The following is a 14,897-nucleotide window of genomic DNA, read 5'->3' as shown; positions in this document are numbered from 1 at the left end:
CAATGGATTTAACAAACAAAGTAGTTGTCGTGACTGGCAGTTCTGCCGGCTTAGGCGAACAAATTTGTTATGAAGCTGCTAAACGCGGTGCGATTGTAGTGACCTGTGCTCGCCGAATCAACCTAATCGGTCAAGTAAAAGAACGCTGCAGCGAATTGAGTGGTAAAGCAGCTTTTGCCTTCCAATTAGATATCGCTGATCCAGATAGCGTGGAATCAGTGATTGAAAAAATCGCTGATGAAGTTGGTGAAGTAGATGTTTTAGTAAACAATGCCGGTTTTGGTTTATTTGATGATTTCGTCGCGTTTGATTTAGCAGTCGCTAAGAAAATGTTTGATGTGAATGTTTTAGGGATGATGTATTTTACGCAAAAAATCGCGATCTCAATGGTCAACAACCAAAAAGGCCACATCTTTAACGTAGCATCAATGGCTGGTAAAATGGCTACACCGAAATCCACTGTTTACTCTGCGACAAAATTTGCAGTCCTTGGTTTTTCAAATGCGCTGCGACTTGAATTGCGACCAGCCAATGTGTATGTAACGACGATCAATCCAGGACCGATTGCTACGGAGTTTTTTGACAAAGCCGATCCAAGCGGTAGTTATCTAGAAAATTTAGGTGGGATCGTGTTAGATCCGCATAAATTGGCCAAAACGATTGTCAATAAAATGGGAAGACCCACTCGTGAAATCAATCGACCAATCATTATGGAAGGTGCCAGTCGCTTTTATGGATTGTTCCCGCATATTGGAGACTTTTTAGCTGGCGGACTATTCAATAGAAAGTAGGAAAGCAAAATGAAAAAACAATGGAAGGTCTTTTTAGGCTTTATTTTGGTCTTATTGATCGTCATCTTTGCGCTTTCCAATAATCAGGAAGTCCCAGTCAATTTCTTGATCAAGAAAATCTATCTGTCGCTAGTCTTAGTTATCGTCGGTTCAGCGTTGATAGGAGCACTGGTCGTTTTCCTAACATCAGGCGCCACGCTTTTCCAACAGCGCAAAGAAATCAAGCAACTAAAAGAGACGATTCAAAGCTACGAAACAAACAATGAACAAAAATTGGCAGAAGAAAAGGCAGCGTTTCAGCGTGAACAAGAAAATGAAATCGCAATGCTGAAGGCAAACTACGAAAGCCTTCTGAAAGAAAAAGACCAGGCTTTAGCTGAAAATAAAAATGAACAGGCTGAAAAGCGCGACGATCAGCCAATCGATTATTATGACTAATCTAGAAGACTTTAGTTGAAAAACTAAAGTCTTCTTCTCTTTCTTGTCCGATTCTTTTTTGCTATACTAGTACGGTTGGGGAGTGATACAGTGAAAAAATCAAGCTTCGATTGGCGATTTAAAGATGTATCTCCAATTGATACGGCGTTTAAAACAGAGATAATGAATCAAGGATACAGCGAAACATTCGCTGAACTTTTATGGAATCGAAATATACATACAATAGAAGCGTTTTCTAAATTGCTAAGAACAACTATTGATGATTTGCATGATCCATTTTTGATGCATGATATGACGAAAGCAGTGGAGCGAATTCAAATGGCTGTCATGGAAGGACAACCGATTTTAGTCTATGGTGATTATGATGCAGATGGTATTACTAGTACGTCCATCATGTTAGAAACTTTACAGATGATCGGAGCAGACGTCCATTATGTACTGCCTAACCGTTTCGTTCACGGTTATGGTCCAAACAAAGAACTTTTTGCTGAAAAGATCAACGAAGGGATCCAGCTAATCATTACGGTCGATAATGGTGTTGCTGGAAATGAAGCGATTGATTTTGCGAATTCTCAAAATGTCGATGTAATCGTTACAGATCACCATGAGTTGCCGCCGATTTTACCCGATGCATACTGTATCGTTCATCCGCGTCATCCAGACGGACAATATCCTTTTGGTGAACTCGCTGGAGCAGGTGTGGCTTTTAAATTAGCAACTGCACTGCTGGAAGAAGTGCCACTAGAGATGTTGGATTTAGTAACGATCGGTACGGTCGCTGACCTTGTGTCAATGACTGGGGAAAATCGTACGCTCGTCAAATTAGGTTTGCAAGCGATCAAACAGACACAACGCTTAGGTTTATTAGAGTTACTTAAAGTCAGCAGTGTTGCGTTGCAAAAAATCGATGAGACAAGTATTGGGTTCAGCATTGCGCCTCGGCTAAATGCGATTGGGCGTTTAGGAGATCCTAATCCGGCAGTAGAATTAATGACTACTTTTGACACAGAACGTGCTCATGAATTGGCGGAAAAACTTGATCAAATCAACAATGAACGTAAACAAATCGTTCAAACGACGACTGCTGAAGCAACGGCATTGATTGATCCAGCAGATTCTATTCACTTAATTGCAGCCAAAGGATGGAATCCAGGCGTTTTAGGAATCGTTGCTGGAAATATTTTAAAACAAACGGGGCACCCAGCGATCGTGTTATCAATCGATGACAATGGAGTAGCCAAGGGTTCTGGGCGCAGTAGTGAAGCATTAGATCTATTCGGTATGCTGACGACTATGCGTTCTGAATTTACTCATTTTGGCGGACATGCAGCAGCTGTTGGTTTAACCATGCCGGTGGAAAATATCCCGGCTTTACAAAAGCGGATGAATGATTATATTTCTGCTGAACAGATTGATTTGACTAAAGCTGCGGCACTTTTGATCGATGAATCATTGGAAGTATCCGCCGTTGAATTAAAGTTTGTCGAGGAATTGAAAAAATTAGCACCGTTCGGAACGGATAATCCAGCACCGCACTTTTTGATCGAAGGTGTTATTAGTTCCTTTAAACGAATCGGCAGCGATCAGCAACACGTCAAATTTTCCTTGAAAAAAGAAGCTGCTCAGCTGGACGTAATCGGTTTTGGTTTTGGCGCGAATGATGAAGAAATCCAACAACCAGATACGAAGTTTGTGGGCGATTTAGAGATCAATGAATGGAATGGACAAAAGAAAGTTCAGTTGCGATTGATCGATTTTGCCTCTGACGGCCTGCAAGTGATTGATCGCCGAGCAAAATATACTTGGGATCAAAAAATTGAAAGCGGCGAAATACTCTATCTGGCGTTTCAACAAAAAAGTCAACAATTTTTTACTCAAGAATTGCAACAAACCGTTACATTGTACGATGAGACAATTAGCTGGTCTGACTATGATCAATTAGCTGTGCTTGACTGTCCGGATCAAAAGGAGTTGTTGAAAGAAGTCATAAAAAAAGGCGCCTTTGAACGAATCTATTTATATCTTTACAGTCCAGATGAAGCGTATCTCAACGGTTTGCCAAGCCGTGAACAATTTGCCAAGCTTTATCAATTTTTCCGTAAGCAACCAAGAGTCGATATTCGTTTTAAATTAAAAGTTGTTTCAAATTATTTAAGAATTCCAGAAAAACGATTAGTCTTCATGATTCACGTGTTTTCTGAGCTGAAATTTGTTACAATAAACGACGGTGTTTTACAAATGGTCGAGGCACCACAGACTCGGTCTTTTGAAGAGAGTAAGATTTATCAAAAACGCATTGCTCGAATCGAGAGCGAAGAGTTTTTAGTGATGAACGATATTCAAACTATTAGAAATTGGCTGAAAAGCTAGGAGGAACAACTGAAATGAATTTGAAAGATTATATTGCCAGCATCCCTGACTATCCAAAAGAAGGGATCGTATTTCGCGATATTTCACCGTTGATGGCTGATGGCGAAGCTTACCGTGAAGCAACTAAACAAATCGTAAATTACGCTAAAGAAAAACAAATTGATATGGTAGTAGGACCAGAAGCTCGCGGTTTTATCGTTGGCTGCCCAGTAGCATTTGAATTGGGAGTGGGTTTTGCTCCAGTCCGTAAACCAGGGAAATTGCCACGTGAAGTCATTGAAGTCGAGTATGAAAAAGAATACGGTACAGATACGTTAACGATTCATAGCGATGCAATCAAACCAGGCCAACGGGTATTGATTACAGACGATTTATTGGCTACTGGCGGTACGATCAAAGCAACGATCGAACTAGTTGAAAATCTTGGAGGAGTCGTTGTTGGTTGTGCCTTTTTAATCGAGCTAGAAGAATTGCATGGCCGAGATAAGATCCAAGGTTATGATATCTTAACTTTGATGGACTACTAAAAAGCAGAACGAATTTAGGAAATCACGAAAAAAAGCCGTCAGACCATCGTCTTTTAACGATGGTTTGGCGGCTTTTTTGATTTTTAAATTGTAAAAACAGGTCACTAGCTTCTATTATATACTTTTTTAATTTAATTTTAGATATAGAAAAACGGACCGCCAGACATTAGATTTTCTAATCTTGGGGGATCCGTTTGTTAATTTATAAAGCAAATTATTTATTTTGTTGAGCCGTTTTAAGCAGACTTGTGGTAGTGATGATCATAAGTCACATAATAGAAATCTTCAGCAGGCTCTTTGTAATAATGCTCAACGTCTGTTTCTTCTTCAATCGGATGTTCGCTATAATGCTGAGCGTATTTTCGTTCATCCCACAACATAAACCAAACTAGGAACAGACCAGAAAAAATGACGATCGTAGCTAAAGAACCTAACTTACCAATCAATAGACCTAACAACAATACAGCGATAACTAAACCAAATCTTCTTACTGCTTTCATCAATAATCACTCCTAATAAATATACGAACATATGTTTGTATATTTATTATACGAATGTTTGTTCGTTTTGTAAAGAAAAAAATAACCGGAATTTTATTCCGATTAATAGATATGATTCCGATACAAACCGACGACTTTTCCTAAAATAGAAACATTGTCAAAGATCAGTGGAGACAATTCATCATTTTCTGGCTGTAGCCGGATATGGTCAGCTTCGCGATAGAATCGTTTGCAAGTAGCTTCGTTCTCATCAGTCATGGCGATAACGATTTCTCCGTTTGTCGCAGTTGCTTGCTTTCTGACGATGACATGATCGCCATCATAGATCCCGGCATTAATCATACTTTCACCACGAATCATCAACATAAACAGACTGCCTTCCTCACTGGATAAATCTGGGGGGACAGGGAAGAAATCTGACGCTTCTTCAACTGCTAAAATCGGTTCGCCCGCGGTAACGACACCTAGCATAGGAATAACTTGTGGTGCTGCGCCAATTTTTTCTAAACCAGTGATGGTTAATTCAATTGCTCTTGGCTTTGTCGGATCTCGTTGAATCCAGCCCTTTTTTTCTAATCTGGATAAATGGCCGTGGACTGTCGAAGTAGATGAAAGATTTACAGCTTCACCAATTTCTCTAACAGTGGGAGGATAGCCTTTGCCTTCAACACGTTCATGAATGAAACGCAAAACTTCTAATTGTTTTGTTTCCGTTCTTTTTGCCAATGTGTCCGCACCTTCTTTCGTTTTTTTAAGTTTAGCATAGTTATTAGAACAAATCAAACAAGCGTTCGTATTTGATTGTACTTTTAACTTATTATTTTTTATGTATAATTAGAAGAGGAAAAGAGGTGCTCAAGATGATTAGCGATGAAACAATAGCAAGAATCAATGAATTAGCTAAGAAAAAGAAAACAGTTGGCTTAACAGATGCAGAGGCACACGAGCAAAGTGTCTTGCGGAAAGAATATATTGCATCGTTTCGCAGCGGGATGCGCCATCACATCGAAGGGATGAAAGTCGTTGACCCCAAAGGAAACGATGTTACACCGGAAAAGTTGAAAGAAATCCAAAAGAAAAAAGGCTTGCACAACAGAAAGTGAATCTTTTACCGGCAAGTCATTGAAATGTCAAAATAAATCGGTTACAATAAGGCTGTAATTAAAGTATTTATGACCAAAAAGGAGGAATTATTTTGTTCGATAAAATCGATCAATTAGGTGTAAACACAATCAGAACATTAAGTATTGAAGCAATTCAAAAAGCAAATTCTGGCCATCCAGGTTTACCAATGGGGGCAGCTCCAATGGCATATGCTTTATGGACAAAACATTTAAATATCAATCCAGCAACATCATTAAACTGGCCAAACCGTGATCGTTTTATTTTATCCGCAGGGCACGGTTCAGCAATGTTATATAGCATGTTGCATCTTGCAGGTTACCAAGTAACGATCGATGACTTGAAGAGTTTCCGTCAATGGGAAAGCAAAACGCCCGGTCATCCTGAATACCACCACACAGATGGAGTTGAAGCAACTTCAGGCCCTCTAGGACAAGGTATCTCAACTTCTGTCGGAATGGCTATGGCTGAGGCGCATTTAGCAGCAACGTATAACCGCGATAGCTTCAACGTAATGGACCACTATACTTTTGCACTTTGTGGCGATGGAGATTTAATGGAAGGTGTCTCCGGCGAAGCAAGTTCACTAGCAGGTCATCTGAAACTTGGTAAATTAATCGTATTATACGATTCAAATGATATTTCATTAGATGGTCCAACTTCAAAAGCCTTCACTGAAAATGTTGGCGCTCGCTATGAAGCATATGGCTGGCAACATATTTTAGTTGAAGATGGCAATGACTTAGAAGCAATTTCTAAAGCAATTGATGAAGCGAAGGCTGAAACAGAAAAACCAACATTGATTGAAATCAAAACGGTCATTGGTTTTGGTGCTCCTAAAGAAGGCACTTCAGCAGTTCATGGCGCACCAATCGGACAAGATGGAATTGCCGCAGCAAAAGCTGTTTATGGCTGGGAATATCCTGATTTTACAGTACCAGAAGAAGTTGCAAAACGTTTTAAAGAAGAAATCAATGATAAAGGTGCTAAAACAGAAGCTGCATGGAATGCAATGTTTGCAAACTATGAAAAAGCTCATCCTGAATTAGCAAAACAATTCAAAACAGCCTTTGCTGGCGAGTTGCCTGAAAATTGGGAAGAAGCATTACCTGTTTACGAAGAAGGCACCGCTCAAGCAAGCCGAGTTTCAAGTAAAGAGGCAATCCAAGCAATCGCTAAAGCAATTCCAAACGTATGGGGCGGATCTGCTGATTTGTCCGGTTCAAATAATACAACGATCGCCAATGAAGCTGAATTCCAACCAGGCTCTTATGAAGGACGCAATATTTGGTTTGGGGTTCGTGAATTTGCAATGGCAAGCGCAATGAATGGGATTCATTTGCATGGCGGAACACGTGTCTATGGTGGAACGTTCTTCGTATTTACTGATTACTTACGTCCAGCGGTTCGGATGTCTGCAATCCAAAACTTGCCAGTTATTTATGTATTGACTCATGATTCAGTGGCTGTTGGTGAAGATGGACCAACGCATGAACCAATCGAACAATTAGCAAGCGTTCGTTGCATGCCGAACGTTCAAGTAATTCGTCCAGCTGATGGTAATGAAACATCTGCAGCTTGGTTAAAAGCTTTAGAAACTAAAAATAAACCAACGATCTTAGTCTTGAGTCGCCAAAACTTGCCAGTGTTACCAAACAGCAAGAATACAGCAAAAGATGGCGTGGCTAAAGGCGGTTACGTAATTGCTAAAGCTGAATCAGATACACCAGATGGTATCTTGATTGCAACAGGTTCTGAAGTCAATCTAGCTGTTCAAGCACAAAAAGAATTAAAAGCACAAGGAAAAGATGTCTCTGTTGTTTCTCTTCCAAGTTTTGATTTATTCGAAGCACAAGACGAAGCATACAAAGAATCTGTCTTGCCAAAAGCAGTGACAAAACGTGTAGCTGTTGAAGCAGCTTCACCATTTGGCTGGGAACGTTACATCGGTACAGAAGGTAAGATGATCGGGATCGATCATTTTGGAGCTTCAGCACCAGGTGATTACGTCTTAGAACAATTCGGCTTTACGGTTGAAAATGTAGTAAATACATTTAATGAATTATAGGTAGCACTTAAGTTGAGAAGGAATCCTTCTCAACTTTTTTATTAGAGTATGGAAGTTTACATAATATTATACAGAACCACTGCTGCTCACTAAAATCTAATCGCGCTTACATATATTCTTAAAATAAAAAATAATTGTTTGTTTATGAGCAAAATAATTTGGGCAAAATATAAATTTTGTTATACTGTCCTTGTGCAAAAATTTGCAAACAAAAATAGTGTGATGAAAGAGGGATACTAATGAAAGTAGTAGTAGTAGGATGTACACATGCCGGCACAGCAGCCGTTAAAAATATTTTAGCTAACCAGCCAGATGCGGAAGTAACGGTCTTTGAACGAAACGATAATATTTCTTTCCTATCTTGTGGAATCGCTTTATATGTCGGTGGGGTTGTGAAGGATCCTGCGGGTTTATTTTACTCTAACCCTGAAGAGCTTGCTTCTTTGGGTGCAGAAGTGAACATGGAGCACGATGTAACAACTATTGATACTGAGGCAAAAAAAGTGACTGCCAAAGATCTTAAAACAAATGAGGAAAAAATCGTCGAATATGATAAATTAGTAGTAACAACTGGTTCTTGGCCGATCATTCCGCCAATCAAAGGAATCGAAGCAAAAAATATTTTATTATGTAAAAACTATAATCAAGCCAATGTAATCATTGAACAAGCAAAGGATGCAAAAAAAGTAGTCGTTGTCGGTGGCGGTTATATCGGAATCGAATTAGTAGAAGCTTTTGCAGAATCTGGTAAACAAGTCACGTTGATCGATGGGTTGCCAAGAATCTTAAATAAATATTTGGATGAACCATTTACTAATGTCTTAGAAAAAGAATTAGTCGATCGCGGAGTAACTCTAGCATTAGGCGAAAATGTTAATGAATTTGTTGCAGATCAAACGGGAACTGTGACAAAAGTAGTGACAGCTAGTCAAGAATTTGATGCAGATATGGTGATTCTATGTGTCGGTTTCCGTCCTAATACCGATTTATTGAAGGGAAAAGTTGATATGCTGCCAAGCGGTGCTATCAAAGTAAATGAATACATGCAATCAAGCAACCCAGATATTTTTTCTGCTGGTGATTCAACAGTAGTTCATTATAACCCGACTGGAAAAGATCAATATATTCCTTTAGCGACGAATGCTGTGCGTCAAGGAATGTTGGTTGGACAAAATTTAGTTGAACAAAAAATGAAGTATCGTGGAACGCAAGGAACCTCTGGACTTTATCTGTTTGGCTGGACCATTGGATCAACTGGATTAACAAAAGAAAGTGCAGCATTGAATAAGATCGATGCCAATGTAACAGTCATTGAAGACAACTATCGTCCTGAATTTATGCCGACAACAGAAAAAGTATTGATGGAAATTGTTTCAGAAAAAGGAACAAACAAGATCTTAGGTGCACAATTCCTTTCAAAATATGACATCACTCAATCAGCGAATACGTTATCGATAGCCATTCAAAACGGGATGACTTTGGAAGACTTGGCATTGCAAGATTTCTTCTTCCAACCACATTTTGATCGTCCGTGGAATTACTTGAATATCTTGGCTCAAGCTGCTCTAGCAGAAGCGGAATAAACTGAAACAGGAGGGGAGACCCTTCTGTTTTTTTGTAGCTCAAAACTATTTTCTAATGGTTGGACTTCCGATTTTTTTAGTGTAAACTAAGATGGAATTGGAGGATTTCAAATGATTTCATTGCAAGACTATCTAGCAGCTGGCGAGACGACAATCTCAAATTTGTTGCTGCAAAATTATACAAAACTTGATTTGAATACAAATGAATTTATGCTGTGGCTGCAGCTTTACGCGGCTCATCAAGCAGGGGAAGATTTCCCGAATCTGACACTGATTGCTAAAACTATGGGGAGCACGGTGGAGCAGATTTATAGCTTATTGAATAATTTAGTTGAAAAAGAGTTTGTTGTACTTGAAACAGCCTTAGATGATAACGGAAGACAAAGTGATCGCTATAATCTATTGCCCGCTTTTGAAAAATTATCAAGATTGGAAGAACAAGAGCGTTTCGAAACAGAAGAAAAAAATGATTTAGCAGCACAAAAAAAAATGCTGAAATCATTTGAGCAAGAATTTGGCCGTCCATTATCACCAATTGAATATCAAAAAATCGGTTACTGGATAAATGATGATCACTATTCACCAGGTTTAATTGAATTGGCACTGCAAGAAGCCGTATTAAATCAGGCTTATAATTTTAAATACATCGAAACGGTCCTACAAAGCTGGGAAAAGAAAAACATCCGCTCTAAGGCTCAGGTTGAAGAGGAACAGCGACGAAGAAAACAAATTTTATTACAAAAAGATGAACAAAATCAATCGGAAGAATTACCGAAAGTCTCTTTGTATAATTGGTTGGAAAGGAAAGATCCGGATGCTTAATAAGGAAAAAACGATGGAAGCTCTGTCGCGGATGTATGAGATGTTTCCCGATGCTGTTGGTGAATTGCACTCTGAATCACCGTTCCAGCTTCTGATTGCAGTAATTTTAAGCGCCCAAGCAACAGATGTTTCCGTCAATAAAGCAACGCCAGCACTTTTTGCTGCGTATCCAACACCAGAAGCCTTAGCGCAAGCACCGCTAGAAGATATCATGATAAAAATCAAAACAATCGGCCTTTATCGAAACAAAGCTAAAAATATTAAAGCTTGTGCCCAGATGTTGCTAGATAGTTATGGTGGAATCGTTCCGGCGTCGCGAGAAGAATTGATTAAACTACCCGGTGTTGGACGAAAAACAGCTAATGTTGTACTTGGTGATGCATTCGGAGTGCCAGCAATTGCGGTTGATACGCACGTTGAACGAGTTACTAAGCGTTTGCGCATATGTAAATTGAACGCTTCGGTGACTGAGGTGGAAGCAACGCTGATGCGAAAAATCCCAAAAGAGCTCTGGGTCAAGAGTCATCATACGTTGATTTTCTTTGGGCGATATCATTGTACCGCACGCGCCCCTAAATGTGAGATTTGTCCATTGTTAGAGATGTGTCAAGATGGAAAAGATAGATTAAAAGCCGCTCGAAAATAATTTCGAACGGCTTTTTTAGTCTTCAATTATGGATCTGGTGTCGCTTCTGGCTGTTCAGCACTAGAGGCAGGTGGTTGTTCGGCGGATGAGGAAGGGACAGGATCCGCTGAACTAACGGGTGGCGTTTCTTCCGCACTGCTTTCTGATGGAACAACTGATGCCGACTCTGACACACTTGTGGCTGGCTCAACACTGCTAGAAGAGTCAGTCGTTTGACTAAATGATGTGGTGTTGTAATAAGAACTTTGAGCGGAATAACTAGATTGACTAGGTATTGAGGAAGCACCTTTGACATAAAGTTCATTTCCGATTCTTAAAACATCATCTGGCATCTTCCAATCTTCATTCGACACATTTTGGGAAATATAGCTCATAAATTCGCGATAAACATCTTGTGCAATGCCTTCAGATTGACTCGTTATTGGTGTCATTCGATCATCATAGCCTGCCCAAATCGACAATGAATAGTGGGGAGTAAAACCAGTAAACATAACTTCAGGCGAAATTGACCCGTAATGTGCAATTTTTGCTAACTCATCGTCAGTATAGTTAGAAGTCCCGGTTTTTCCTGCTTGGAACAAGTTGGTAATCTGAGCCTTGGTTCCTGTTCCTTTGGAAATCACGTCTTTCAAAATATCAGTGACCATATAAGCGGTATAAGGCTCCATCGCTTTTTCGCCCTCGGCAGAAAACGTCTGTTCAGAACCATCTTGATATTTAATTTTGTTGATGTAAAGTGGTTCGTTATAAGTTCCACCATTGGCAAATGCCGCATATGCAGCCGCCATTTTCTCAGTAGAAATACCGTATTTCGTTCCATCTTGTGCCTCGGTATTACTTGAAATGGCATTGGCTTGCTGAATATCTTTGTATTGGATTCCCAGCTTTTTCAAAAATTTACCGACATTTTCTGCGCCGACTTCATTGAAAAGTTTTACAGCGGGAACATTCCGTGAATCATATAAAGCTTGACGCAAGGTGATGCTGCCTTGATAACTATTGTCCCAGTTTTTTACTTCTGTTTTTGTTCCTTCATATGTGTAAGGACTATCACTAATTCGATCACCAGTTGATTTTTGTAAATACTCAAATGCTGGACCATAATCAGTAATTGGTTTAACCGTTGAGCCAAAGTCGCGGTTCGTAGTTACAGCACGATTCATCCCAAGATAAACGTCATCAGCGATGTTTCGTCCGCCGATTTGAGCAGAGACTTTTCCGGTTTCACTATCAATTAATGTTGCGGCGATCTGTAACGATTCGTCAGGGTATTGCACGTACTCATCGCCATTGACGATCGAATAAAGTTGGTTCTGAGCATCAGTGTCAAGATTAGTATAAATCTCTAAGCCATCAGTGTAGACATTTTTCCCGGTCTTTTCTTCAACTTGAGCAATCACTTCTTTGACATAATTGTCCGCAACTTTGCGCTCTTGATTGTCTGTTTCTAACGGCAGCAACCCTTCATCGATGGGTTCTTTTGTTGCTTTGTCATAATCTGTTTGAGATATTTTTTTATTATTCAACATCGTATAAAGAACAGTATCTCGCCGTTCTTTTGCGGCTTCGGGATGTTGATAGGGATCGTATGAATTAGGGGCTTGCGGCATACCAGCTAGCAAGGCTGTTTGAGCAATCGTCAAATACTGTAATTCTTTCCCAAAATAAGCTTCAGCGGCGGTTTCCATCCCATAAAGACCATTAGCCATATAGACTTTGTTGATGTAATAAGTCAAAATTTCTTGTTTTGAATTTTTTTTCTCAAGTTGAATCGCTAACCAAGCTTCTTGCGCTTTTCTGCGCAGCGTTTGATCAGAGGTTTTTGTTGAGAAGAAAGACAGTTTGACAAGCTGTTGAGTCAACGTACTTCCGCCTTGCAACCCGCCTTCATTTGTAACGTTATGGACCAGTGAGCCCATTATTCGGACTGGATCCACACCGTTGTGTTTAAAGAAACGACGGTCTTCAACTGAAATAATCGCATCATCTAATTCTTGCGGAATTTTAGTGGCGCTGACTTTTTCGCGTTTTTCAGCACCGAGGTCTTCAAAGATATTGCCGTCGCTATCATAAAGTTTTGATGAGACAGTCGCATCTAATTTTTTTTCACTTAAAGGGGGTGCATCTTTCACATAAAAGAAAAAGAGCCCGATGCCGAAAAGTAGCGCGGCGCAGAGCAGTCCGAAGAGTGCAATGAGGATTTTTAACCCGATATGACGCTTTTTCGGATTGTGTAGTGTTGGTTTCTTTCCTTTGGGAGTTCGCTTGTTTTTTTGCGAACGTGAGGGATTAGCCATGTGATTAACTCCTTTTTTCAAGATATTGTTCTACCGCTAATAAGTAAGGGATTCTTGGAGCAATTTGCGGTACGATCTCAATACCGGCTGTTTCAATCAGCTCAAGCGGTATTGATTTTCTGCCATTTTCTTGCCGATTCCAGTAGTCTACCAAATTTTCGGCAGAAAGAAAAAAGCAACGATTTAAGCTTGAAAACCAAAGCAAAACAAAACAAAGCGCCTCTTGTTTTAAGCACTGCTGCATGTGAGTAATTTGATGCTGATGAAAATTTTTAAGTGGGAACGAGGTCTTGTTCTTTGTTTCTTTTGCTTCAAAGTCTAAATAATATCCGCGATAAACACCGTTATAATCAGTCGTTGAAGGCTGCCTAAAATAGGCTTCCTTAATAACTGCGGCACTTCGTTTAGGGTAATCGACCTTAACGATCTGAAGCGGCGTTGGCTTTTTATGAACAACTGCCTTATCATGAGTTAAGTAGTATTCGTTGCTTTGATTGATTGCTTCTTCAAAGCGCATCCCGCGATTAGCAAACGTCGTTTCTCTTGTTAATGAGCGTTCTCGTGGATTTTTTTGTGAAAATGATTGACCATTGGGGTAACGGAAGGTCATTTTTTCATCACACTCCTATTAGTTATTATAGCAAATTTTTTCGAAAGATATTTTATTTTTAAGTGAAAGTAAGGAAAATGCAATGAATGAAATAATACAAAGATTATACGTGACTGGCTATCAAAGTTATGAATTGGGAATTTTCAATGAAAAAGACCCACGGATCAAGGTGATTAAGAATATTTTAAGGAGAGAATTGATTGCTTTAATCGAAAATGGATTAGAGTGGGTCATCATCAGCGGGAACCTTGGGACAGAGATTTGGACGGGACAGCTAGTCAATGAATTGAAACACGAGTATCCAGAAATAAAGTTAGCGATTATTTTTCCTTTTGAAAGTTTTGGCAGCAAGTGGAAAGAACCCAATCAATTGCTTCTAAGCGAGCTTGTGCAAACGGCTGATTTTGTTGACGCAGTCAGTCATCAACCGTATCAGCAACCAGGACAGTTTAAAAATCATGTAAATTTTTTACTGCAGCATACAGACGCTACACTAGTCGTGTATGATAGTGAATATCCAGGTAAAAGCAAATTTTTTTTAGAAGATGTCAGCAAATACCAAGAAAAAAATCCTTATGAGTTACTCTCTATCACGATGGATGATTTAGAAAATTTTTCAGACTTTGAGGATAGTGTTTGATTTCCTTTGATATATCAGCTAGAATATGTAAGGAAGTAAATTAAGATTGAGCTAATGAGGTGAAAAAATGGCGAATGTAATCTATACTCCAAACGATATTTTGGAGCAAGAATTCAAAACAAAAATGCGTGGCTACGATCCAATCGAAGTTGATGAATTTTTGGACAATGTCATCAAAGATTATGAAGCTTATAACAAAGAAATACTAACATTAAAAGAAGAAAATGATCGTTTGAAAGCGAAAGTGGAACAACTGTCAAAAGCTCAACCAGCACCTTCTCGGGTAAAAGAGGCGGCGCCTAAGAGTTCAGCTGTTACAAACTTTGATATTTTGAAACGTTTATCAAATCTTGAAAGAGAAGTATTCGGTAAGAAACTTGACCAACAAGCGTCAACCAACGCAGCTTCATCTGATTTTAGTCAAAACTACACTCAAGATGAAAGTGACATCGAAAAAACTCGTCAGTTTTAAATTTGAATGAT

The 14,897-nt window shown here is 39.4% G+C and carries 15 protein-coding genes; 11 read left to right on the top strand and 4 right to left on the bottom strand.

Going from position 1 to position 14,897, the window contains the following annotated elements:
- The first annotated feature begins 2 nt into the window (after positions 1 to 2).
- The 4 genes from FFM68_RS06980 to FFM68_RS06965 all read left to right on the top strand — a co-directional run bounded on the left by FFM68_RS06980 (position 3) and on the right by FFM68_RS06965 (position 4,126).
- Positions 3 to 791, top strand: a complete 789-nt coding sequence (locus FFM68_RS06980) for an SDR family NAD(P)-dependent oxidoreductase (protein ID WP_137618689.1) — start codon at positions 3 to 5, stop codon at positions 789 to 791.
- A gap of 9 nt (positions 792 to 800) precedes the next feature.
- The gene (locus tag FFM68_RS06975) at positions 801 to 1,229 is read left to right on the top strand and encodes a LapA family protein (protein ID WP_137618688.1); all 429 of its coding nucleotides are present in this window, start codon (positions 801 to 803) and stop codon (positions 1,227 to 1,229) included.
- Positions 1,230 to 1,319: 90 nt separating this feature from the next.
- Complete coding sequence (recJ, locus tag FFM68_RS06970) at positions 1,320 to 3,599, top strand: single-stranded-DNA-specific exonuclease RecJ (RefSeq protein WP_137618687.1); 2,280 nt, start codon at positions 1,320 to 1,322, stop codon at positions 3,597 to 3,599.
- Between the two features lie 14 nt (positions 3,600 to 3,613).
- Positions 3,614 to 4,126, top strand: a complete 513-nt coding sequence (locus FFM68_RS06965; RefSeq protein WP_137618686.1) for an adenine phosphoribosyltransferase — start codon at positions 3,614 to 3,616, stop codon at positions 4,124 to 4,126.
- A 236-nt stretch (positions 4,127 to 4,362) separates the two neighbouring features.
- Here the strand turns inward: FFM68_RS06965 and FFM68_RS06960 are convergent, their stop codons facing one another.
- Both FFM68_RS06960 and lexA read right to left on the bottom strand, forming a co-directional pair.
- Positions 4,363 to 4,626, bottom strand: a complete 264-nt coding sequence (locus FFM68_RS06960; protein ID WP_137618685.1) for a hypothetical protein — start codon at positions 4,624 to 4,626, stop codon at positions 4,363 to 4,365.
- A 102-nt stretch (positions 4,627 to 4,728) separates the two neighbouring features.
- Positions 4,729 to 5,352 carry a transcriptional repressor LexA gene (gene lexA, locus FFM68_RS06955; protein WP_137618684.1) on the bottom strand — a complete coding sequence of 208 codons (624 nt, stop codon included), beginning with the start codon at positions 5,350 to 5,352 and terminating at the stop codon, positions 4,729 to 4,731.
- Positions 5,353 to 5,486: 134 nt separating this feature from the next.
- Here lexA and FFM68_RS06950 point away from each other — a divergent pair, with 134 nt between their 5' ends.
- The 5 genes from FFM68_RS06950 to nth all read left to right on the top strand — a co-directional run bounded on the left by FFM68_RS06950 (position 5,487) and on the right by nth (position 10,867).
- Complete coding sequence (locus FFM68_RS06950) at positions 5,487 to 5,729, top strand: DUF896 family protein (protein ID WP_137618683.1); 243 nt, start codon at positions 5,487 to 5,489, stop codon at positions 5,727 to 5,729.
- Positions 5,730 to 5,821: 92 nt separating this feature from the next.
- Positions 5,822 to 7,816: a transketolase gene (gene tkt / locus FFM68_RS06945; protein ID WP_137618682.1), complete on the top strand. Its 1,995-nt coding sequence runs from the start codon at positions 5,822 to 5,824 to the stop codon at positions 7,814 to 7,816.
- Positions 7,817 to 8,055: 239 nt separating this feature from the next.
- The gene (locus FFM68_RS06940) at positions 8,056 to 9,399 is read left to right on the top strand and encodes an FAD-dependent oxidoreductase (protein ID WP_137618681.1); all 1,344 of its coding nucleotides are present in this window, start codon (positions 8,056 to 8,058) and stop codon (positions 9,397 to 9,399) included.
- A gap of 111 nt (positions 9,400 to 9,510) precedes the next feature.
- Positions 9,511 to 10,221, top strand: coding sequence for a DnaD domain protein (locus FFM68_RS06935; protein ID WP_137618680.1), 711 nt, complete (start codon positions 9,511 to 9,513; stop codon positions 10,219 to 10,221).
- Positions 10,214 to 10,867: an endonuclease III gene (gene nth / locus FFM68_RS06930; RefSeq protein WP_137618679.1), complete on the top strand. Its 654-nt coding sequence runs from the start codon at positions 10,214 to 10,216 to the stop codon at positions 10,865 to 10,867. Before FFM68_RS06935 ends, nth begins: the two co-directional genes overlap by 8 nt.
- 26 nt (positions 10,868 to 10,893) lie before the next feature.
- Here nth and FFM68_RS06925 read toward each other — a convergent pair whose 3' ends face one another.
- Together FFM68_RS06925 and recU are read right to left on the bottom strand one after the other, a co-directional pair.
- Positions 10,894 to 13,164 carry a PBP1A family penicillin-binding protein gene (locus FFM68_RS06925; protein ID WP_137618678.1) on the bottom strand — a complete coding sequence of 757 codons (2,271 nt, stop codon included), beginning with the start codon at positions 13,162 to 13,164 and terminating at the stop codon, positions 10,894 to 10,896.
- A 4-nt stretch (positions 13,165 to 13,168) separates the two neighbouring features.
- The gene (gene recU, locus FFM68_RS06920) at positions 13,169 to 13,774 is read right to left on the bottom strand and encodes a Holliday junction resolvase RecU (RefSeq protein ID WP_137618677.1); all 606 of its coding nucleotides are present in this window, start codon (positions 13,772 to 13,774) and stop codon (positions 13,169 to 13,171) included.
- Between the two features lie 82 nt (positions 13,775 to 13,856).
- On the opposite strand from recU, the gene FFM68_RS06915 reads away from it, so the two are divergent.
- Together FFM68_RS06915 and gpsB are read left to right on the top strand one after the other, a co-directional pair.
- The gene (locus FFM68_RS06915; RefSeq protein WP_137618676.1) at positions 13,857 to 14,414 is read left to right on the top strand and encodes an SLOG family protein; all 558 of its coding nucleotides are present in this window, start codon (positions 13,857 to 13,859) and stop codon (positions 14,412 to 14,414) included.
- Positions 14,415 to 14,481: 67 nt separating this feature from the next.
- Positions 14,482 to 14,886: a cell division regulator GpsB gene (gene gpsB / locus FFM68_RS06910; protein ID WP_137618675.1), complete on the top strand. Its 405-nt coding sequence runs from the start codon at positions 14,482 to 14,484 to the stop codon at positions 14,884 to 14,886.
- Positions 14,887 to 14,897 lie beyond the last annotated feature (11 nt).

Origin of the sequence: Enterococcus xiangfangensis (genome assembly GCF_005405365.1) — a bacterium.
GTDB lineage: Bacteria > Bacillota > Bacilli > Lactobacillales > Enterococcaceae > Enterococcus_A > Enterococcus_A xiangfangensis.
The sequence above is the reverse complement of the archived record's forward strand: the minus strand, read 5'-3'. Positions and strand labels throughout refer to the sequence as shown.